At 73.8% G+C, this 19,536-nt stretch carries 12 protein-coding genes; 8 read left to right on the top strand and 4 right to left on the bottom strand.

Features of this window, described 5'->3' with window-relative positions; all coding sequences use genetic code 11:
- Window positions 1-73: 73 nt before the first annotated feature.
- From paaK to QSK15_RS23585, 3 genes are read left to right on the top strand one after another with little or no spacing between them, the layout of a single operon-like run.
- A complete protein-coding gene (gene paaK / locus QSK15_RS23595; protein WP_285796327.1) occupies window positions 74-1,396 on the top strand; it encodes a phenylacetate--CoA ligase PaaK in 1,323 nt (440 codons plus the stop codon).
- A gap of 10 nt (window positions 1,397-1,406) precedes the next feature.
- Window positions 1,407-2,513, top strand: a complete 1,107-nt coding sequence (locus QSK15_RS23590; RefSeq protein WP_285796326.1) for a nucleotide disphospho-sugar-binding domain-containing protein — start codon at window positions 1,407-1,409, stop codon at window positions 2,511-2,513.
- A gap of 56 nt (window positions 2,514-2,569) precedes the next feature.
- Window positions 2,570-3,136: a dienelactone hydrolase family protein gene (locus tag QSK15_RS23585; protein WP_285796325.1), complete on the top strand. Its 567-nt coding sequence runs from the start codon at window positions 2,570-2,572 to the stop codon at window positions 3,134-3,136.
- A gap of 62 nt (window positions 3,137-3,198) precedes the next feature.
- Here QSK15_RS23585 and QSK15_RS23580 read toward each other — a convergent pair whose 3' ends face one another.
- From QSK15_RS23580 to QSK15_RS23570, 3 genes are all read right to left on the bottom strand, one after another.
- Window positions 3,199-3,891, bottom strand: a complete 693-nt coding sequence (locus QSK15_RS23580; RefSeq protein ID WP_285796324.1) for a hemerythrin domain-containing protein — start codon at window positions 3,889-3,891, stop codon at window positions 3,199-3,201.
- A gap of 90 nt (window positions 3,892-3,981) precedes the next feature.
- Window positions 3,982-7,266: an ATP-binding protein gene (locus QSK15_RS23575; protein ID WP_285796323.1), complete on the bottom strand. Its 3,285-nt coding sequence runs from the start codon at window positions 7,264-7,266 to the stop codon at window positions 3,982-3,984.
- A 65-nt stretch (window positions 7,267-7,331) separates the two neighbouring features.
- Entirely contained in the window at window positions 7,332-9,587 is a 2,256-nt protein-coding gene (locus QSK15_RS23570) for an AAA family ATPase (protein WP_285796322.1), read from the bottom strand.
- 194 nt (window positions 9,588-9,781) lie between these two features.
- Here QSK15_RS23570 and QSK15_RS23565 point away from each other — a divergent pair, with 194 nt between their 5' ends.
- The 5 genes from QSK15_RS23565 to QSK15_RS23545 all read left to right on the top strand — a co-directional run bounded on the left by QSK15_RS23565 (window position 9,782) and on the right by QSK15_RS23545 (window position 18,225).
- Complete coding sequence (locus tag QSK15_RS23565; protein ID WP_285796321.1) at window positions 9,782-12,679, top strand: helix-turn-helix transcriptional regulator; 2,898 nt, start codon at window positions 9,782-9,784, stop codon at window positions 12,677-12,679.
- Between the two features lie 140 nt (window positions 12,680-12,819).
- Window positions 12,820-13,590 (top strand): DUF5995 family protein, encoded by a 771-nt coding sequence (locus tag QSK15_RS23560; RefSeq protein WP_030327568.1) that lies wholly within the window; start codon window positions 12,820-12,822, stop codon window positions 13,588-13,590.
- 374 nt (window positions 13,591-13,964) lie between these two features.
- Entirely contained in the window at window positions 13,965-14,366 is a 402-nt protein-coding gene (locus QSK15_RS23555; RefSeq protein ID WP_285796320.1) for a hypothetical protein, read from the top strand.
- Window positions 14,367-14,453: 87 nt separating this feature from the next.
- On the top strand, window positions 14,454-16,550 hold the full coding sequence (locus QSK15_RS23550) for an APC family permease (RefSeq protein WP_285796319.1): 2,097 nt from the start codon (window positions 14,454-14,456) through the stop codon (window positions 16,548-16,550).
- Window positions 16,551-16,722: 172 nt separating this feature from the next.
- Window positions 16,723-18,225, top strand: coding sequence for a right-handed parallel beta-helix repeat-containing protein (locus QSK15_RS23545; protein WP_285796318.1), 1,503 nt, complete (start codon window positions 16,723-16,725; stop codon window positions 18,223-18,225).
- A gap of 151 nt (window positions 18,226-18,376) precedes the next feature.
- Here the strand turns inward: QSK15_RS23545 and QSK15_RS23540 are convergent, their stop codons facing one another.
- Complete coding sequence (locus QSK15_RS23540; protein ID WP_285796317.1) at window positions 18,377-19,336, bottom strand: TIGR03557 family F420-dependent LLM class oxidoreductase; 960 nt, start codon at window positions 19,334-19,336, stop codon at window positions 18,377-18,379.
- Window positions 19,337-19,536 lie beyond the last annotated feature (200 nt).

Below are 19,536 nucleotides of genomic sequence, written 5' to 3'. Positions count from 1 at the left end.
CCGCCGGCCCGCACCACGGCGGGCGTACGGTACCCGCAGCCCCACCGGGACCGCCGCGCCAAGGAGGCAGCCGATGCAGGACCGCACCCCTCGTCCGGAGGAGCTGGAGCCGATCGAGCGCGCCGGCATCGACGAGCTGCGCGCCCTGCAACGTGACCGACTGCGCTGGTCGTTGCGGCACGCGTACGACAACGTGCCGCACTACCGGCGGGCGTTCGACGCGGCCGGGGTGCACCCCGACGACGGCCGGGATCTCGACGACCTGGCCCGCTTCCCGTTCACCGGCAAGGCCGAGCTGCGGGAGAACTACCCGTTCGGCATGTTCGCCGTACCCCGGGAGCGGGTGGCCCGCCTGCACGCCTCCTCCGGCACCACCGGCCGCCCGACGGTTGTCGGCTACACCCGCGACGACCTGCGCACCTGGGCGCGCCTGATGGCCCGCTCGATCCGCGCCTCCGGCGGCCGTCCGGGCGACCGGGTGCACGTCGCGTACGGCTACGGGCTCTTCACCGGCGGTCTGGGCGCGCACTACGGGGCCGAGGAGCTGGGCTGCACCGTCATCCCGGTCTCCGGTGGCATGACCGAGCGTCAGGTCATGCTGATCCGCGACTTCGAACCCGAGGTCATCATGGTCACGCCCAGCTACCTGCTGGCCATCGTGGACGAGATGCGCCGCCAGGGCATCGACCCGCGGGCCACCTCGCTGCGGGTGGGCATCTTCGGGGCCGAGCCGTGGACCGAGGACATGCGCCGGGAGATCGAGCAGCAGTTGGACATCCACGCCGTCGACATCTACGGGCTCTCCGAGGTGATGGGCCCCGGCGTGGCGACCGAGTGCGTCGAGACCAAGGACGGGCTGCACCTCTGGGAGGACCACTTCTACCCGGAGATCATCGACCCGGTCACCGGGGCCGTGCTGCCCGACGGCGAGCGCGGTGAGCTGGTGTTGACCTCCCTGAGCAAGGAGGCGATGCCGGTCGTGCGCTACCGCACCCGCGACCTGACCCGGCTGCTGCCCGGCACCGCCCGGCCGATGCGCCGGATCGAGAAGATCACCGGCCGGACCGACGACATGATGATCCTGCGTGGGGTGAACATCTTCCCCACCCAGATCGAGGAGCTGATCCTGCGGATCCCGCAGTTGTCGCCGCACTTCCAGTGCGTCCTCGACCGGCACGGCCCGCTGGACACCCTCACGGTGCGGGTGGAACGGCGCACCGGCGTCGCCGTGGACGCCGCCGAGCGGGCCGGCGGCACGCTGGTGCAGCTGGTGAAGAACACCATCGGCGTGAGCGTGGCGGTCGACGTCCTCGCCCCGGACACCGTGGAACGGTCGATGGGCAAGATGCGCCGCATCGTCGACCAGCGGCCGACCTCGACGTCGAACCCGACATAGAATCACGCCCATGCGTGTGCTGGTGGTCTCCGCCCCGCTCGTCGGGCACGTCTTCCCACTGGTGCCGCTCGCGGTCGCGCTGCGCGACGCCGGCCACGACGTGCTGGTGGCCACCGGCGGCGGGGGCGTGGCCGCCGCCGAGGCCGGCCTGTCGGTGCACGACATCGCGCCGGGGTTCGACTTCGGGCCGATCGCGCTGCGGGTCTTCCCCCGCCACCCGCTGATCGCTCGCGCAGAGCTGGCCGGCACCGCCGGCACCCGGGGCGCCGGCCTGCTGTTCGGCGCGCTCAACGACCAGCTCACCGACCCGGTGGTCGCGCTGGCCACCGACTGGCGGCCCGATCTGGTGTTGTACGAGCCGTTCGCGGTCGCCGGCGCGGTCGCCGCCGCGCGCCTCGACGTGCCGGCCGTACGCCAGGAGAACGCCCTCTTCGACGGTCGGGACCTGGTCCGCGCCACCGTCGCGCGACTCGGCGGCGCGCTGCGCCGCCACGGCCTCACCGAGCTGCCCGCGCCGGCCGCCGCCCTGGCCGTGGCCCCGCCCAGCGTTGCCACGCAGGACGGCTGGCCGATGCGCTACTCGTCCTACGTGGGCGGTGGCGAGCTGCCGGACTGGCTGCGCGAGCCGGGCGACCGCCAGCGGATCCTGGTCACCCGCAGCACCCTGACCGGCCCCGGCGACCGGGGGCCGATGCCCGCCGTGGTGGCCGCCGCCGCCGAGGTGGACGCGGAGATCGTGCTGGTCCGTCCCGACGAGCGCTCGGCCCGCTCGGTGCCCGGCAACGTCCGGGTGGTCGACTGGATCCCTCTCGACGAGGCGTTGCCGGCGAGCACGGCGTTGGTGCACCACGGCGGGGCGGGCAGCGCCCTCGGCGCCCTCGCCGCCGGCCTACCTCAACTGGCCACCATGGGTCCGGGGGACCGGCGGCACAACGCCGAGCTGGTGGCCCGCCGGGGCGCCGGTCTGGCGCTGCGCCCGCGCGACATCACCGCGCGGGCGCTGACCCAGCTGCTCACCGACGAGCGCCTGCGGACCGCCGCCGCGCAGGTCAGCCGCGAGATCGCCGGGATGCCGCCACCGACCGACCTGGTCGCTCGGCTGACGGCACTGGTCTGACGCCCGCTCCGCGTGGCCCACCCCGGATCGTCGGTCGGCTGCGGCAGGATGACCGGATGCGACACGTCGTGCTGTTCCACTCCGTGTACGGGCTTCGGCCCGCCGTGCGCGCCGCCGCCGACCGGATGCGTGCCGTCGGGCACCAGGTCAGCGCCCCCGACCTGTACGGCGTCCCGGCCGCCGACACCGTCGAGGAGGGCTTCGCGCTGCTCGACAAGATCGGCCAGGAGGTGGTGCTGGACCGGGCCCGGGCCGCGCTGCGTGACCTGCCACCGGAGACCGTGCTCGCCGGCTTCTCGATGGGCGCCGGGGTGGCCGGGGCGCTGCTGGCCGAACGCCCCGACGCCGCCGGTCTGCTCCTGCTGCACGGCACCGGTGGCGCCCCGGACGCGGTCCGACCCGGGTTGCCGGTCCAGCTGCACCTCGCCGACCCCGACCCGTACGACGCGCCGGACGAGGTCGACGAGTGGCAGCAGGCCATGACCGCCGCCGGCGCCGACCTGACGGTGTTCCGCTATCCCGGGGTGGGCCACCTGTTCACCGATCCGGAGGTGGCCGAGTACTCCCCGGACGCCAGCGCGGCGGCCTGGCCGCGGGTGCTGGGATTCCTGGCCGCTCCCTGAGCACCAGGCCCCGGGGCGCGACCTCGTCGCCCTGACCGGTTCGGCTGAGCCGCCGACCCCGCTCAGCTGGCGGTGGCGCCGATGCGTGGGGGCGTGGCGGTGCCGTGCACCCGCCGGGCGTGGCTGGCGAACAGCCGGGGCGCGATGATCGGCATGAGCAACCGGGCCGGCAGCGGGGCGTGCGCCAGCACCGCCTTGACCACCGCCGGGTCGCCCTCGTACATGGCCAGGCCGAAGGCCAACGGCAGCTGCTTCTTCGAGGACTTGCTCATCCCGTGCTCGCCGAGCTGCATCCACTCCCGGGCGGTGACGTGCCGTTCCGCCAGGGGCAGGATCTCCTTCTCCTCCAGGGCCATGTGCTCGATCAGGGCCTCGCGGAGCTGCTCCAGGGCGTCGGCGAGCTGCTCGCCGTCGCGTCCGGTGCGACGCCACTGGGGGAGGAGGGTGACCACCGCCGCGTGGGCGTCCTCGATGGCGTGGTGCTGCGCCTCCATGGTGGGGACGATCGCCGTCGCCTGCGCGCCGCCGCGCTCCAGCAGCAACGGCCACAGCAGCAGGTCCTCGCCCTCGTGGTGCAGGTGCAGGATGTGGCAGAGCATCTCGGCGTGGGCGCCGACGACCTCCGCGCGCCTGGTGTCGCCCGGTGTGACGTCCCGGACGAGCTGCGGCAGCAGGCTGAATTCGCGACGGAGCGCGGAGTGCGCCATGTACATGTCGCGCACGTCGGCCATGGCTTCGCGGTGGTTCTGGTTCACGGTGACCTTTCCGAGGGATCAACTGGCACAGATCTGTTGATCATGCTCGGTGTCACTTGGAACCGACTTGGAATCCACCAACCGTGCCGGTCAACCGGCCAACGCCGCCGTCGCCTCGGCCAGCCAGTGCGGCGACTCCCACCGGCGGGCCACCCGCGCGGCGAGCGCGAAGTGCCGGGTCGCCTCCTCGGTGCGGCCCAGCAGCCGGCACAGCTCCCCGAGCGTCAACGCGACCGGCCGCACCACGGCCGCGGTGGTGGAGAAACCGGCCAGTTGGTTGCTGACCGGGAGCAGCGCGTCGATCACCGGCTGGGCCAGGTCCCGCCGACCCAGCGCCACGATGACCATCCCGCGTACGGTGAGCAACGCCGACTCGAAGTAGTCCGGGCGGTACGTGTGCCGCCCGATCGGCATGGCCCGCGCCTCGGCCAGGCGTCCGCTGCCGATCAACGCCAGCGCCAGCAGGTCGTCCACGATCGGGCCCAACGACTCCCGGATCCGCCGGGTCGCCGCCAGGTGTTCACCGAACCGTCCCTGGCTGATCAGCAGGGTACCGGTGGAGAAGTAGTGGAAGGACTCGGCGTGCAGCGAACCCTGCCGCCGCATCTGCGCGGCGACCTCGTCGTAGTGCCGCTGCGCGGCGACGAAGTCGCCGGCGACGTGCGCGAGGGTGCCCAACGAGCACAGGTTGATGGTCTGCGCCTCGTTCAGCTGGTACGTCTCGGCCAGCCACCCCTGCCGGGCGACGCTGAGGCGCAGCTCGTCCGGCTCGTTGAGCGCGGCGGCGCAGTGGCCCAGCACCTGCTCGGCGACCGAGCGGTAGGTCACCAGCCCATGCTCGTCGGCGAGGTCGCGCAGCTCGACGGCCAACTCCCGGCGGTCCGGCGCTTCCCGCTCGTAGCTCATGGTGCGCATCCGCGCGGCCAGCCCGAGGGCCCGCAGCTCGGGGTCGTCGAGGCGCCGTCCGAGGGCCAACGCCTCCCGCCCGGCCGCCACGCCGCGCGGGTCGGATTCGCCGTCCAACTCCGTGGCGAGCGCCTCCAGCAGTCGGCAACGGGCAACCGGGTCCAGGTCGTCGGCGCGCAGCAGCCGGGTGAGCACCTCGACGACGCGGTGGTCCACCACGCCGTACTCGTGGGTCAGCCACGGGGTGGGGACGGTCCACGCGGTGAACGCCGCGACCAGCAGGTCGTCGCGGCCGGACTGCGCGGCGACGTCGAACGCCCGGGCGCGGGTCTGCCGGGCGGCGGCCACCGCACCGGCGCGCGCGTAGGCGCGCAACAGCCGGCCGAGCAGGTCGACCCGCAGCGCGTCGCGGTCCCCGGCGACCGTGGCGGCGGCCTCGACAGCATTGCTGAGCAGCTCGATCGCGGCGTCGTACGCGTACCGTCGCTCGGCCAGTTCGGCGGCCCGGATGGCGTAGTCGACGGCGAGCGGCGCGGTGTCGGCCGACGCGGCGCGGGCGTACTGGTGGGCGAGGGCCGGATAGTCGTCGGGCCGCAGCCGGCGGGTGGCGGCGGCGATCCGGGCGTGCAGGCGGGTGCGGCGCAGCTGCGGCAGGTCGGTGTAGATGGTGTCGCAGACGAGGCCGTGCACGAACCGCACCCGCCCGGGCGCCGGTTCGGTGAGCAGCCCGGCGGCCAGCCCGACCTCCAGCGCCCGCAGCACCGTGGCCTCGTCGGTGCCGGCGGCGTCGACGAGCGTCGGCACGTCGGCCTCCCGCCCGACGGCGGCGGTGAGGCGCAGCACCGAGACCGCCGTCGCCGGCAGCCGGGAGAGCCGTCGGCGCAGCACGTCGCGTACGCCCTCGGGCACGTCGGAGGTGGCGACGAGCGTGCCCTCGGCGGCGAGCAGCCGCGCCGACTCCCGGACGTAGAACGGGTTGCCGCCGGTCCGCTCCGCCAACGCGGCGACCGTCTCCGGGTCGACGGTGGTCCGGGCCAGCGCGCCGAGCAGCCGTTCGACCTCGGACGTCGTCAAGCCGCCCAACGGGATCCGGTGGGGTGACCGGCGGGCCAGCACGGCCATCGTCTCGGCGAGGCGGTCGGCGTTGTCCGCGGGCCGCAGCGCCGCGACGAACAGGACGGCGCCGGTGGTCATCTCGGTGACGCTCTGCAACAGCAGCAGGGTCTCCGCGTCGGCGGCGTGCAGGTCGTCGAGGATCACGGCGACCGGTCTGCGGGTCGCGGCGGCGTCCAACCAGGTGCCCACCGCGCGGTGCAGCCGGAACCGGCCGGCGGTGACGTCGCCACCGGGCTCACCGTCGCCGCCGCCGACCAGCGGGGCGAGCGCGGGTGCGAGGTCACCCGGGGGTGCCTGCTCGGCGAGTTGCCGCAGCGCCTCGACCCAGGCCCAGGCCGGCGGGGCGCCGTCGACCTCGGGGCAACGGCCGACGGTGACCAGCCAGCCGTGGTCGGTGAGCTCCCGCCGGAACCGGGCGAGCAGGCTGGTCTTGCCGGCCCCGGCCTCACCGCTGAGCAGGGCGACCCGCGGGCCGCGCGCCACCGTGTCGGCGGCGGCCTGCCGCAGCGCTTCCCACTCGACCTCCCGGCCGACGAAGACCTCCTGCGACACCTGGCGCCCGGCGCGTACCGCTGCCGGCGTCACCGGCGGCAGCAGGTCGAGGCGCTGGCCGAGGATCGCGGACTCCACCTCGACCAACGCCGGGCCCGGGTCCAGACCGAGCTGGTCGGCCAGGGTCGCCCGCGCCCGCCGCAGCGCGGCGAGCGCGTCGCCCTGCCGGCCGGTACGCCACAACGCCAGCGCCAGCAGCCGCCAGCTCTCCTCCCGCAGCGGCGCCTGCCGGGTCAACAACTCCGCCTCCGGCACCGCCTCGGCCGCGTCGCCGCAGCGCACCGTCACGTCGAGCAGCAACTCCCGGGCGCCGAGGCGCAGCTCCTCCAGCCGCAACACCTCCGGCTGCGCCCACGGCTCCCCGGCGAATTCGGCGTACGCCCGACCGCGCCACAGGTCGAGGCCGTCGCTGAGCAGGTGACGTGCCCGGCTCGGGTCGGTGTCGCCGACCGCGCGCGCCTCGGCGAGCAGCGTCTCGAACCGGCCGGCGTCGACGGCGTCGGCGGGCAGCCGCAGCGCGTAACCCGGTGCCGCGGTGACCAGGACCCGGGCCGGCGCCCGGCGTTCGCGGGCCGGTTCCACCAGGCGGCGCAGGTGCGAGATGTACGCCTGCAGGGAGGCGATCGCCCGTGGTGGCGCGTCACCCCGCCACAGGTCCTCGATCAGCCGCCCCACGGAGACGACCTCGCCACGGGCCGCGAGCAGCAGCGCGAGCACGGCGCGTTGCCGGGGGCCGCCGAGGTCGACCGGCCCGCCTGTGTCGACCTCGACCTCAAGCGGCCCGAGCACCCGTAGCAGCATGACGGGACCAATCCTAGTCACGCCGGGTGACCGGCTCACCCGCTCCCGTCGGATGGTGGGCGGCCTCAGGCGCAGGCGGCCAGAGCGTCCGACCACCGCGGCGACGGCGTACCGGGCGTGACGCGTAACGGGGGTGTCTCCCCGACACCGACGAGCGCACCCCGTCGGGCGGGGCCCGGCACGGCGGGCCTCGCGCTGATCGCCGCCCGGGATCGGGCGACCTCCGGAGGCCAGTGCCCGGCCGCGTTCCGTCGGGACGCGGCCGTCGAGGCGGCCGGGGTCGGCGGCACGTCACCGGCCGACCCGACGACCCGCAGCCGGCCGGAACCCGGCGAACGGTGGGTCCGCCGATTCGGCGCGGTCGGCATGGTGGCCATCGTCGGGGTGCGGACGGGTCGGTGCCGCACCGGGCCGGTGGCACCCGGTCGCGACACCGGGGCCGGCGTGGCCACGGCGGTGTCGAGGCCGGCCCGGGAGCGGACCGCGTCGAGACGCACGACCTCCGCGGTCACGGCGTCGACGACTCCGGTGCCGACCGCCTCGGCTCGGTCGGCGGGTACGCCGGTGTGCGCGTGGCCGGTGTCGAGGCGCGGCGTGTCGGCGGTTCGGCTGGCGAAGACGGCCCGCAGGGCGCGGGGCAACCGCTCGGCGGCGACCTGGCGCAGCGCGGGCGCGGCGAACGCGTACCCGTCGACGCGGTGGGGACGCAGCAGCCCGGCGGCGACCAGACCGCGCAGCGCGGGTGCGGACCGGCCGGGCGTCCAGCCGAGTGCCCGGTCCACTGCCGCGCCGCGGATGAGACCACCGAGGGTGCCGGCGGCCATCAGCACCGCCCGCCGCTCGCCGTCGAGGTGGTCCACTTCCGCGCCGACCGCCCGGCGTACCGCCTCGGGCAGCGCAAGGGCCGCCGGATCGGCACCGTCCACCAGCGACCTGACGTACGCCGTCGCGTGCCCGGGGCGGCCTCCCACCAGCGGCAGCAGCCGGTCGACCAGGGCCACCGGCTGCCCGGCCCGGGTGAGTAGGTGGCGCAGCAGCCGCCCGGACTGCACAGTGGCCAGCGGGCCGATCGTCACCCGTCGGGCCGGACCGGGCCGGGTGTCGGCCCACTGCGGCTGGTGCACGGTGAGCACTGCCAGCGGCAGCGCGCGCTCGGTCGCCGCGCGGAACAACGCGTGCAGGAACCGGCTGACCGCCGGCGCGGCCCGGTCCAGGTCGTCGACGGCCACGATCAGCGGCCGGTGGGCGGCCAGGCGCAGCAGGACCTCCCGGCAGATCGCCGCGCCGGCGAGGGCGGCGGCCGAGTCGTCCGGGGTGGCCAGCATGCGCTGCAGCGCCGGGACGGCGGTGGCCACCCTGGTCGGCGGGAACAGCGGCGTCAGGGCGGTGACCAGCCGGTCGTGGACCGCCGCCGGGCCGTCGCTGTGCCGGATCCCGGCGAGGTCGCGGAGCAGGTGCGCGACCGGTGCCAACACCTGATCGGGGTACGGCTGGCAGGCCGCCACGCACCAGCGGACCGGCGTTCCGTCCACCGTGGTCAGCCCGCGGGTCAGCTCGTGCAGCAGCCGGCTGCGGCCACTGCCGGTGGGGCCGACCAGGGAGATCCAGCGTGGCGCCCGGTCCCGGATGGCCCCGACCAACTGGTCGCGGATGGTGGCCAGTTCGCGACGTCGACCGATCAGCGGGCCGTCGTGCCGGTCGGCGCCGGGGCGGACCGGGCCGACGGCGTGCCACAGCGGCACCGGCGGCACCCGACCGGCCGCCGGCACCGGCGTCAGCTGACGCTGGGTGATCAGGCCGGCGGTGGCGCGGGCGGTGGCCGCGCAGAGCGCGACGCCGCCGGGTGCGGCGTACTCCTGCAGGCGGGCGGCGGCGGTGATCACCGCGCCGCTGGCCACGCCGTGCCCGCCGGTGACGACGTCGCCGAGGTCCACCACGACCTCGCCGGTGGCCACCCCGACGCGGACGCGCAGCCTGATGTCGCCGACCATGGGCCGGCGGTCCAGCGCGGCCTGGATCTCCAGGCCGGCGCGCACCGCCCGGTAGGCGTCGAAGCCGTCGGAGTGCCGCGCGCCGAAGAGGGCCATCACGGCGTCGCCGATGTACTTCTCCACCACCCCCTGCCAGCGGTGCAGTACACCGGCGACGGTGTCGAAGTAGGCCTTCTGCAACGCCCGGACGTCCTCCGGGTCGAGGCGGTCCACCAGGGCCGTGGAACCGACGATGTCCGCGAAGAGGACGGTGACGACCCGCCTCTCCTGCGGTACCGGCCAGAGCGGGGTGACGGTCCGTTGCGTGTCGACGATGATGCTGGTGGTCATGGGTGTCGCACCGGCCTTTCTCCCCGCGGTTGCCTGATCACCTCCGGAGATTGGCACTCCTGGGCCGACGGGGGATCTGCAGAACGACGTATGTCGGCCACCTGCAACCTTTAGTCGCAAAGTCGACGCGAGGAGTACCACAAGCGGCAGGCAGCCGTAGAACGGTGTGGGGCCCTGTGATTAGGCTGCGTGGCATGGCCAGCGATGTGGACACCGCACCGCTCGTGGGCCGGGCCGAGCTGGTGCAGACGGTTCGGTCCGCGTTGCTCGGTGACGGCGCGCACGGGCAGACCGCGGCGGTCTTCCTGACCGGCGAGAGCGGTGTGGGAAAGACCCGGCTGTTGGGTGAGATCGGCGACCGCCTGCGGGAGCGGGGTGCCGTGGTGCTCACCGGCAGCTGCCTGGACATCGGCGACGCCTCACCGCTGCACCCGCTGTTGCAGGCGCTGCGCCGGTTCGACACCGAAGTGTCCGCCTCGCCCGCCCGCACCTCCTCGGCGGTGCGAGGGCTGCTGCAGATGTTCGCCGACGAGACCGCCGGCCCGGACGGCGCGGGCGCGTTGCTGGAGCGGGTCTCCCGCGGTCTGCACCTGATCGCCGAGGGTCGGCCGCTGGTGCTGATCCTGGACGACCTGCAGTGGGTCGACCGCAGCACCCGCCAGCTCCTGCTCTACCTGCTCGCCGGCCTGGGTGATCTCCAGCTGTCGGTGCTGGCCGCGGTGCGGGCCGAGTCGTTGCAGGGCGCGCACCCGCTGCGTCGGGTGCTCACCGAGTTGCGTCGGCTGCGCACGGTGCGGGTGCTCGACCTGGCGCCGCTGGGTCGGGCCGACACCGAGACGCTCGCCGCCGCGGTGGTCGGCCGGACGCTGAGTGCCGACGCGGCCGAGCAGGTGTGGCAGCGCAGCGGCGGCAACCCGTTCGTCATCGAGGAACTGGCCCGCGACCTGCGCGACGGCCGCGATGGCCTGTCCGAGACACTGCGGGAGATCTTCCTCGACCGCGTCGACGCGCTGCCCCAGCACGCGCACGCCGTGGTGCACGCGGTGGCCGCCGGTGTCGAGCCGGTGCAGCACTGGCTGTTGGCCGAGGTGCTGCGGATGCCGGAGGACGAGCTGATCGCCGCGGCTCGCGCGGCTGTCGCGCACCGGCTGCTGGTCGGCGCCGACGACGGCTACCGGCTGCGGCACCGCCTCGTCGCCGAGGTGTTGGCCCACGAGCTGCTGCCAGCCGAACGTTCCGGGCTGCACCGCCGCTACGCCGAGGCGCTGACCACGGCGCCGGGCGAGCTGCACCAGGCCCGGCTGGCGCACCACTGGCGGCTGGCCGGCGAACCGGCACGCGCCCTGCCGGCGGCGGTGGCCGCCGCGCAGGAGGCCGAACGGCTCCATGGTTACGCCGAGGCGCACCGGCACTGGTCCGCGGCGTTGCAGTTGGCCGCCGAGCCGGGCCCGTCGACGGTGGACCGGGTCGAGTTGCTGGAGAACGCCGCAGAGGCGGCCCACCACTGTGGGGAGCACGCCCGCGCGTTGGCGCTGCTGGAGGAGCTGGTCGCGCTGCGCGGTGGCGAGCCGAGCTGCGCGCTGCACATCCGCCGTGCCCGTTACCTGGCCGCCGCCGGTCGCTCCGCGTTGGCCGAGGAGGAGTACCAGCGGGCGCTGAAGGCCGCAGACTGCTCCCCCCGGGACCGGGCCACCGCCGCCGCCCGGCTGGCCGAGCTGCTGCTGCACCTGGGTCGGTACGCCGACGCCGGCGAGCGGGCCCGCGAGGCGCTGGCGTTGGCCGAGAACGTGCCGGGCTCGACCACCGAGGTGGTGCTGGCCAGTTCGGCGCTGGGCTTCAGCGACGCCTTCCTGGAAGACCCGGACGCCGGCCTGGCGGTCATGCGTGACGCCCTCGACACCGCCGAGCGTGCCGGTCAGCCGGAGGATGTGGCCTGCGCGTACCTGCACCTGGCGGAGCTGTTGACCGGGCCGCTGAACATCCTCGAAGAGGGTGTGGTGGTGGCCCGGCGGGGTGCCGAACGGGTGGCCGAGCTGGGGCTGGGCCGCACCTGGGGCACCCGGCTGCTGGCCATCGCCATCAACGGGCTGTTCCGGGTGGGCCAGTGGGCCGAGGCGGAGAAGGTGGTGGCCGTAGCGCTGCGACACCGACCGTCCGGTGCGGACGCTGTGGAGCTGCTGCTGGCCCGGTGCCGGCTCTCGGTGGGCTACGGCGACATCGAGGCCGCCGGTCGGGACCTCGACGCGGTGGCGACCCTGCTCGCCGGCGGCGGGGCGCGGCACGTCATTCCGCTGCTCACCCTGCGCTCCGGGCTGGCCATGTGGGAGGGCCGGCACGACGTGGCGCGGCAGGCCGTGCAGCGCGGCCTCACCGAGAGCCGCTCCGACGACGTGATGATCCTCTCCGCGTTGGTCTGGCACGGCCTGCGCGCCGAGGCGGAGGCACATGCCAGCCGCACCGTGGAGGTGGACCCGACGGCGGTGCGCCGGCTGCGTGACGTGGCCGACCGGATGGCCCGCAAGAGCGCCGGCGCCGCCCGGCCGGTGCGCTCGGTGGTGGAGGGCTTCCTGGCGTTGTGCGCCGCCGAGGTGAGCCGCCTCGACGGCAGCGACCCGGAGCTGTGGGCGGTGTCGGCCGCCGAGTGGGATCGACGCAATCACCCCTATCCGGCGGCGTACTCACGGCTGCGGCAGGCCGAGGCGCTGCTGGCCCGCCGCAGTCGACTGGCCACCGCCGGCAAGCTCCTGCGGGAGGCGTACCGGGTGGCGCAGGGGTTGGGTGCGGTGCCGTTGACCTCGGAGATCCGCGAGTTGGCCGGGCGGGCCCGGGTGTCGCTGGACGAGCGCGACACCGGCACCGGTACGCGCAGCGCACCGGCGGAGGCGTCCGACGACGAGTTGACGGCGCTCACCGCACGGGAGCGGGAGGTGCTCGCCCTGGTCGCGGAGGGGTTGACCAACAAGGAGATCGGGCAGCGGCTGTTCATCAGCGAGCGGACCATCGGCGTGCACGTGTCGCACATCTTCGACAAGCTCCAGGTCCGGACCCGGGTGCAGGCCAGCGCGATCCAGCTGCGCAACCAACGGGGCTGACTGACCACTACGACGTATCCCGGCGCGCGTGTGCGCGCCGGGATACGTCGTTCTACTGATCCGGCGGGCCGGTGTCGGCTGAGAGGCTGAGCCGCGTCGACGACGGCACGGGGGATGCCGCCGACCACCATGGAGGAGAAATGATCGAACCGGTCTGGGGGCCCGTGCACCGGGACATCGTCGACCTGCTCGCCGACCACCCCGCGGACGTGCCGGCCGTGGTCGATCATCTGACCAAGCTGCAGGACATGCTGGTCCGGTTGCCGCCGTTGGAGGCCAGTTGCCCCCTCGCCGACTTCAACAAGCTCTACCTGACGATCACCAGCAGCGTGTTGGACGGGCTGTACGACGACCGCTTCATCGACCCGGTCTTCCTGTCCCGGCTCGACGTCGAGTTCGCCGCCCGCTACTTCGACGCGATGCGGCTGTGGACCGACTCCAGCCCCGGCACCCCGAAGGCGTGGTCGTGCCTGTTCGAGCGGATGCGAGGGCCGGACGCCCGCCCGCTGCCCTCGGCGGCGGCCGGAGTGAACGCGCACATCAACTTCGACCTGCCGTTCGCCCTGGTGACCACGTTCGACCACCTGGAGTCGGAGCCGGTCGACGGCAGCGACCAGCACCACGACTACCTCGAGATCAACAACATCTTCGCGGACAAGATCCCCGGCCTGCGCCGTGGCTACCTGGAGCGGTGGCAGCTGCTCATCGACATGCTCAACGGTGACATCGACGACTGGTACCAGGGGGAACTGGTCGAGTACACGCGCGATGTCGCCTGGCGCAACGCGCAGAAGATCTGGCGGTGCCGGCACGACCCGCAGGCCCGCGAGTGTGAGCGCACGCGGTTGGACGACAACGCCGCGGCGCTCGGCCGGTTGCTGCTCTCGCCCCTCGGGGCGTTCCTGCAGTAGCCGGGACGGGGGGCTCCCGCGCTCCGCCCCGTGGGGGGCGGCGGAGCGCGGGAGCGCGTCCCACCAGTTCCACCCCGCGTGGCCATCCGAGGTCGGGTCGGTCACGGGAGGGGACAGCCGGTCGGCTCGGGGGGTGTCGACCGTCTGCCACCGTCGGCCGGCCCGGGGGGTGTCGGCCGGCGGTGGGGGAACGCCGGGTGGGGGCGCGTCGACGCCGTGCGGATCCGGGGGTGTCGACGGGCCCGGATCGGGTACGCCCGCGCCATGACCGTCCTGGCCCGGCGTCGGCCCGCCGCCCGCCCTCGGCCCGCGCGGCCCGGCCCGCTGCGGCCGGGTGGCCCGGTGTCGCGACCCACCGCGCGGCCCGGCGCCCGATGACCGGCGTCGCGACGCGATTTCCGTTCCGCTTCGATGCGGCGTTCCGGCCGATGTTGGCCCTGCTGGGGGTCCGTCCGGCGACGGCCTGGGTCGCCGTCAGCGAACGGGACCTGATGATCCGGTACGGGCCGTGGCGGCTGCGAACCGCCCGGGACAACGTCGTCGCCGTCGAGCTGAGCGGGCCGTACCGCTGGTGGCGGGCGATCGGTCCGCACCTGTCGCTGGCCGATGGCGGTGCGACCTTCGGCAGCAGTACGGCCGGCGGGGTCTGTGTGCGCTTCGGCGTACCGGTGCCGGCGTTGCTGCCCGGCGGGCGGCTGCGGCACCCGGCGGTCACGGTGACCGTCACCGACCCACCCGCGCTGGCCCGGCTGCTCGCCGTCGCGGACCTGCCCTGAGCAGGCCGAACAGGTGGCCGGTTCCGCCGACCGGGCGCCGGGGCAGCGCCTACCGTCGGATCAGGACCTGTGAGGGTGGGACTGGCGATGGGTGACGAGCACCGGGCTAAACCACGACGCTGGAACGGACGCCGCCATGCGCCGACCGGGCCGGACCCGGCACTGCGGGCGGCCCGTGATCCGGCCCGCCCGCACCGGGGCGGCCGGCAGGGTGTGGTGGTGCCCGAACGCGTGGCCACCCCGGCCCGCTCGCTGTCGCCGACCAGCCCGTTGCGCCGGTGGCTCTTCCAGCACCAGGTGCAGCCGCCCGGCCCCGAGGCGACCGAGGGGCAGAGCCGTCGGCACGCCTGGTGGCAGGTGATGTGCCTGACCGGCGTGGACTACTTCTCCACGTTGTCGTACCTGCCGGGCATCGCGGCGGTGGCGGCCGGTGCGCTCTCCCCGTTGGCGACCCTGTTGATCGTCGTGCTCACCCTGTTCGGCATGCTGCCGATGTACCGGCGGGTGGCCCAGGAGAGCCCGCACGGTCAGGGTTCGGTGGCGATGCTGGAGCGGTTGTTGCCGTTCTGGCGGGGCAAGATCTTCGTCCTGGTGCTGCTCGGCTTCGTGGCCACCTCCTGGATCATCACGATCACCCTCTCCTCGGCCGACGCCACCGTGCACCTGTTGGAGAACCCGTACCTGCCGGACACCATGCACGGGGCCCTCGTGCCGGTCGTGGTCACCGTGGTGCTGCTGCTGATCCTCGGCGGGGTGTTCCTGCTCGGATTCCGCGAGGCGGTGGTGGTGGCCATCCCGCTGGTCGCGGTCTTCCTGGTGCTCAACGCGGTCATCGTCGTGGTCGCGGTGGCCCGGATCGCCGCCGACCCGGGCATCGTGTCGGACTGGACGGCCGCGATCACCGCGACCGGCGGGGGACCGGGGGGCGTGCTGCTCACCGCGGTGCTGGCGTTCCCGCTGCTGGTGCTGGGGCTCTCCGGTTTCGAGACCGGGGTCAGCATGATGCCCCTGGTCGCGGCGGATGGTCCGGACCAGCAGGCCCGGCTCGCCGCGCGGATCCGCAACACGCGCCGACTGCTCACCACCGCCGCGTTGATCATGTCGGTGTACCTGATCTCGACGACCTTCGTGACCACGGCGCTCATCCCCGAGGAGGAGTTCGCACCGGGCGGCGCCGCGAACGGGCGGGCGCTGGCCTTCCTGGCGCACACCTACCTGGGTGAGGTGTTCGGCAGTGTCTACGACGTGAGCAGTGTGCTCATCCTCTGGTTCGCCGGCGCCTCGGCGATGGCCGGCTTGATCAACATTGTGCCGCGCTACCTGCCGTCGTACGGGATGGCTCCGGAGTGGGCGCGGGCGGTGCGTCCCGTGGTGATCGTCTACACCGTCGTCAGCGTCGCCCTCACGATCGCCTTCCGCGCCGACGTCAACGCCCAGGCCGGCGCGTACGCCACCGGGATCCTGGCGATGATGGTCTCCGGGTCGGTGGCGGTGACGATCTCCGCGGCCCGTCGGCACCGGCGCGCCTCGGCCATCGGCTTCACCGTGCTGACCCTGGTCCTGCTGTACGCGCTGCTGGAGAACGTCATCGAACAGCCGGACGGGATCACGATCTCCGCGCTGTTCATCCTCGGCATCATCGCGGTCTCGTTGGTCTCCCGGGTCACCCGCACCACCGAGCTGCGGGCCGAGCGGATCGAGTTCGACGAGCCGGCCCGTCGGTTCATCACCGAGTCGCTGGCGCACGACGGGCAGCTGCACCTGATCGCGAACAAGCGGCAGAAGGGTTCGGTGAAGGAGTACACGATCAAGGAGCGGGCGCAGCGCGGGATGAATCCGGTGCCCGGCGCCGCCGACGTGCTGTTCCTGGAGATCGATGTGGTGGATCCGTCGGACTTCAGTCAGGTGCTGCGCGTCCACGGGATCGAGGTGGGCGGCTTCCGGGTGTTGCGGGCCAACAGTCCGGCCGCGCCCAACGCGATCGCCGCGATCCTGCTGGCCCTGCGGGACGCCACCGGGGTCCGGCCGCACGCGCACTTCGAGTGGTCGGAGGGGAGCCCCATCGCGCACCTGGCGCGCTACCTCATCCTGGGTCGGGGGGACACCCCGCCGGTGGTGCGGGAGATCATCCGCCGGACCGAACGGGACCCGCTGCGCCGGCCCGGCATCCACGTCGGCGGGTGACGTCGATGCCGGTCTGCCGGTATTGAAGATGAAAGAGGGCACTATTCACGTTCACACCTTCCTGTCCGTATTGCGGACCTATCGTGACGTTTGGTGGTCGGCGAGCATGTCGAGCCCTCCGCGCCCGGATCGGCGCGGTCACGTCAGGTAGGCAGGAAGGTAGGCACCGTTGATGTCCACGTACCGAGAGGATGACCGCGCGAGACGACCCAGACGGCGGTCCCGATGGTTCTTAGCCGGCGGTTTACTGGCGGGGAGCCTGGTCGTGGGCGTGGCCGGAGCGGCTACCGCCGCCGACCGCGCCCTCACCCTCCCAGGTCTGGCCCGACTGACCCCGGCGGCTGACGACGACCGCCGCGACGGCGACCGGCGAGCGGCGCAGCAGGACCAGGACGGCCCGGAACGGGACCGTCCTAGCACCCCGGGCACCGGCAAGCGGGGCGTCGTGTCGGTGCCCTGCGACGCCGCGAAGCTGGTCGCGGCGCTGGTGACGGCCAACGCCGAGGGCGGCGGCGAACTCCGGCTCGCGCCCAAGTGCCGCTACACCCTCACCGAGGCGTTCCACGAGACCGACCAGTACGACGGCGGGATCCGGGACGCCCGGGAGGCGGCCGACGCGGCGGAGACCCCCGGTGACGCCGAGGCGCCGCCGCACAACCCGGCCGACGACACCGCCGGACTGCCGGTGATCTACCAGGCCATCACGATCGACGGCGCCGGCGCCACCATCGCCCGCGACGCCCAGGCCGCCCCGTTCCGCTTCTTCACCGTCCGCGACGGCGGCGAGCTGACCCTGCGGGACATGGAACTGCACAACGGCCGTTCGGCCATCGAGGGCGGCAGTGTGCACGTGGTGCACGGCGCCACCGCCGTGGTGGAACGGGTCACCGTCTCGCAGAGCACCTCGCTGTCGCCCGAGGGCGGTGGTGGCGGCATCTTCAACGACGGCAACATGGTGGTCACCGACTCCACGTTCGTCGGCAACAGCGCCTCGGGCGCCGCGGGCAAGGGCGGGGGCCTGCTCAACGGTGGTGTCCTGACGCTGAAGCGCTCCGAGTTCCACCGCAACAGCGCCAACGGCTACGGCGGTGGGCTCGGCAACTACCGGGGTGCCGCCGACGTGGAGAGCGTCTCCTTCACCCAGAACAGCGCCACCCAGGGGGGCGGGCTGGCGAGCTTCTCGGCCCGCACGAAGGTCTCCGACACCGAGCTGCTGAACAACACCGCGCAGGTCGGCGGCGGCGCCGCCAACTCCGACGCGGTGCTGGTGATGCGCACGATGACCATCCGTGGCAACACGTCCACCGTCAACGGCGGTGGCATCTCGACGGTGAAGGGCCTGACGCCCCTCGACGACAGCGTGGTCGAGGGCAACACCACCCACGGCCTGGGGGCCGGCATCTACGCCGAGAAGGCGAACCTGCTGGTGCGCGGCAGCGACGTGATCCGCAACGAGGCGGTCGGCGCGGCGTCCCAGGGTGGCGGCATCTACGCCAGCGCGGGCTCGGTGGCGATCTACACCAGCAAGGTCACCCACAACGCGTCGACGCTGAAGCCCGGTGGCGTCTTCGGCATGCACGCCCAGGTCAAGATCGACGATGAGAGCGTGGTCGTCGAGAACGAGCCGACCAACTGCGAGGGCAGCCAGGTGCCGATCGCGCACTGCTTCCGCTGAGCGTCGCCTCGCGTACCTCATCCCGAGAACGCGGACGAGCCGCCCCGACTTTCGGTCGGGGCGGCTCGTCCGTGCCCGCCCTGGTCGATCGCCGCCCGTCGGCGTCACCCCCCGCCGCCCGTCGGCGTCACCCCCCGCCGCCCGTCGGCGGTCACCCCATCGCGCGTAGCCGGCCGGCGAGATCGCCGGCGAAGAAGTCGAGGAAGCCGTCCGGGTCGGGGCCGGCGTTCTGCAGCACGATGTGGTCGAAGCCGGCGTCGACGTACGACCGGACCTTGGCGACGTGCGGTTCCGGGTCCGGACCGACGGCGAAGAGCTGCCGGATGTGCTTCTCCTCGACGTACGCGCTCGCCGCGTCGAAGTTGACCGGGTTCGGCAGCTCGCTCATCACCTTCCAGCCGGTCACCATCCACCGGCTCGTCTGCAACACCGCCTGCACCGCCTGCCGCTCGTCGGCGGCCCAGGCCAGGGGCACTTCGGCGTAGCGAGGGCCGGCACCCTGCGCGCGTCGGTAGTGCTCGACGATCGACGCGTCCGCTTCGGTGGCGAACAGGCCGTCGCCCAACTCGGCGGCGAGCCGCGCCGACGCCTCACCGCTGGCCGCCACCGCGATCACGGGCAGGGTGTCCGGCAGGTCGAAGACCCGCGCGTCCTCCAGGTGCAGGTGCCGTCCCTCGTACGACTGGTAGCCGCCCTGCCAGAGCAGCCGGATGATCTCCAGCGCCTCGCGGAGGCGCTCGTGTCGGCCCCGCACGCTGGGGAAGCCCTGCCCGACCACGTGCTCGTTGAGCCGCTCGCCGGCGCCCACGCCGAGGGTGAACCGGCCGTCGGAGATCAGTGCCATGGTCGCCGCGGCCTGGGCGATGATCGCCGGGTGGTAGCGGACGGTCGGGCAGGTGACACCGGTGGCCAGACGCAGGGTGCTGGTCTTGGCCGCGATGGCGCCGAGCACGCTCCAGGTGAAGGACGAGTGCCCCTGCGCGTCCAGCCAGGGGTGGAAGTGGTCGCTCATCTCGACGAAGTCGAAGCCGGCCCGCTCGGCCAGGACGGCCTGTCGGATGATCTCCTGCGGGCCGTACCCCTCCGACGCCAACTTGTAGCCGATCTGCATGCGCGCTCCCGATGTCCGTCCGGCTGGCAGGGCTCCGTTCCCGGACGGGGCACCGGCAAACGCCGACGACACCTGCGAACCAGCCTCCTAGGATGCCCTACGGGGTGTGACGGGCCCGCGCCACGACACACCGCACCCGGCCGCCCGCGTGGACGGCCCCGCCCCGAAACCCGTCAGCCCGTGCCCCCAGGACCGGGGGC

The sequence above is a fragment of the Micromonospora sp. NBRC 107095 genome (assembly GCF_030269705.1).
Classification (GTDB): domain Bacteria; phylum Actinomycetota; class Actinomycetes; order Mycobacteriales; family Micromonosporaceae; genus Micromonospora; species Micromonospora parva.
This window is presented reverse-complemented; position numbering and strand designations above follow the sequence as displayed.

What these genes read in the sequence shown, in the direction of transcription:
- QSK15_RS23550 (WP_285796319.1), top strand. Translation starts at nt 14,454, where the DNA reads ATGGGTGACGAGCACCGGGCTAAACCACGACGCTGGAACGGACGCCGC.
- QSK15_RS23585 (WP_285796325.1), top strand. Translation starts at nt 2,570, where the DNA reads ATGCGACACGTCGTGCTGTTCCACTCCGTGTACGGGCTTCGGCCCGCC.
- QSK15_RS23560 (WP_030327568.1), top strand. Translation starts at nt 12,820, where the DNA reads ATGATCGAACCGGTCTGGGGGCCCGTGCACCGGGACATCGTCGACCTG.
- paaK (WP_285796327.1), top strand. Translation starts at nt 74, where the DNA reads ATGCAGGACCGCACCCCTCGTCCGGAGGAGCTGGAGCCGATCGAGCGC.
- QSK15_RS23545 (WP_285796318.1), top strand. Translation starts at nt 16,723, where the DNA reads ATGTCCACGTACCGAGAGGATGACCGCGCGAGACGACCCAGACGGCGG.
- QSK15_RS23575 (WP_285796323.1), bottom strand. Translation starts at nt 7,266, where the DNA reads ATGCTGCTACGGGTGCTCGGGCCGCTTGAGGTCGAGGTCGACACAGGC.
- QSK15_RS23540 (WP_285796317.1), bottom strand. Translation starts at nt 19,336, where the DNA reads ATGCAGATCGGCTACAAGTTGGCGTCGGAGGGGTACGGCCCGCAGGAG.
- QSK15_RS23565 (WP_285796321.1), top strand. Translation starts at nt 9,782, where the DNA reads ATGGCCAGCGATGTGGACACCGCACCGCTCGTGGGCCGGGCCGAGCTG.
- QSK15_RS23590 (WP_285796326.1), top strand. Translation starts at nt 1,407, where the DNA reads ATGCGTGTGCTGGTGGTCTCCGCCCCGCTCGTCGGGCACGTCTTCCCA.
- QSK15_RS23555 (WP_285796320.1), top strand. Translation starts at nt 13,965, where the DNA reads ATGACCGGCGTCGCGACGCGATTTCCGTTCCGCTTCGATGCGGCGTTC.
- QSK15_RS23570 (WP_285796322.1), bottom strand. Translation starts at nt 9,587, where the DNA reads ATGACCACCAGCATCATCGTCGACACGCAACGGACCGTCACCCCGCTC.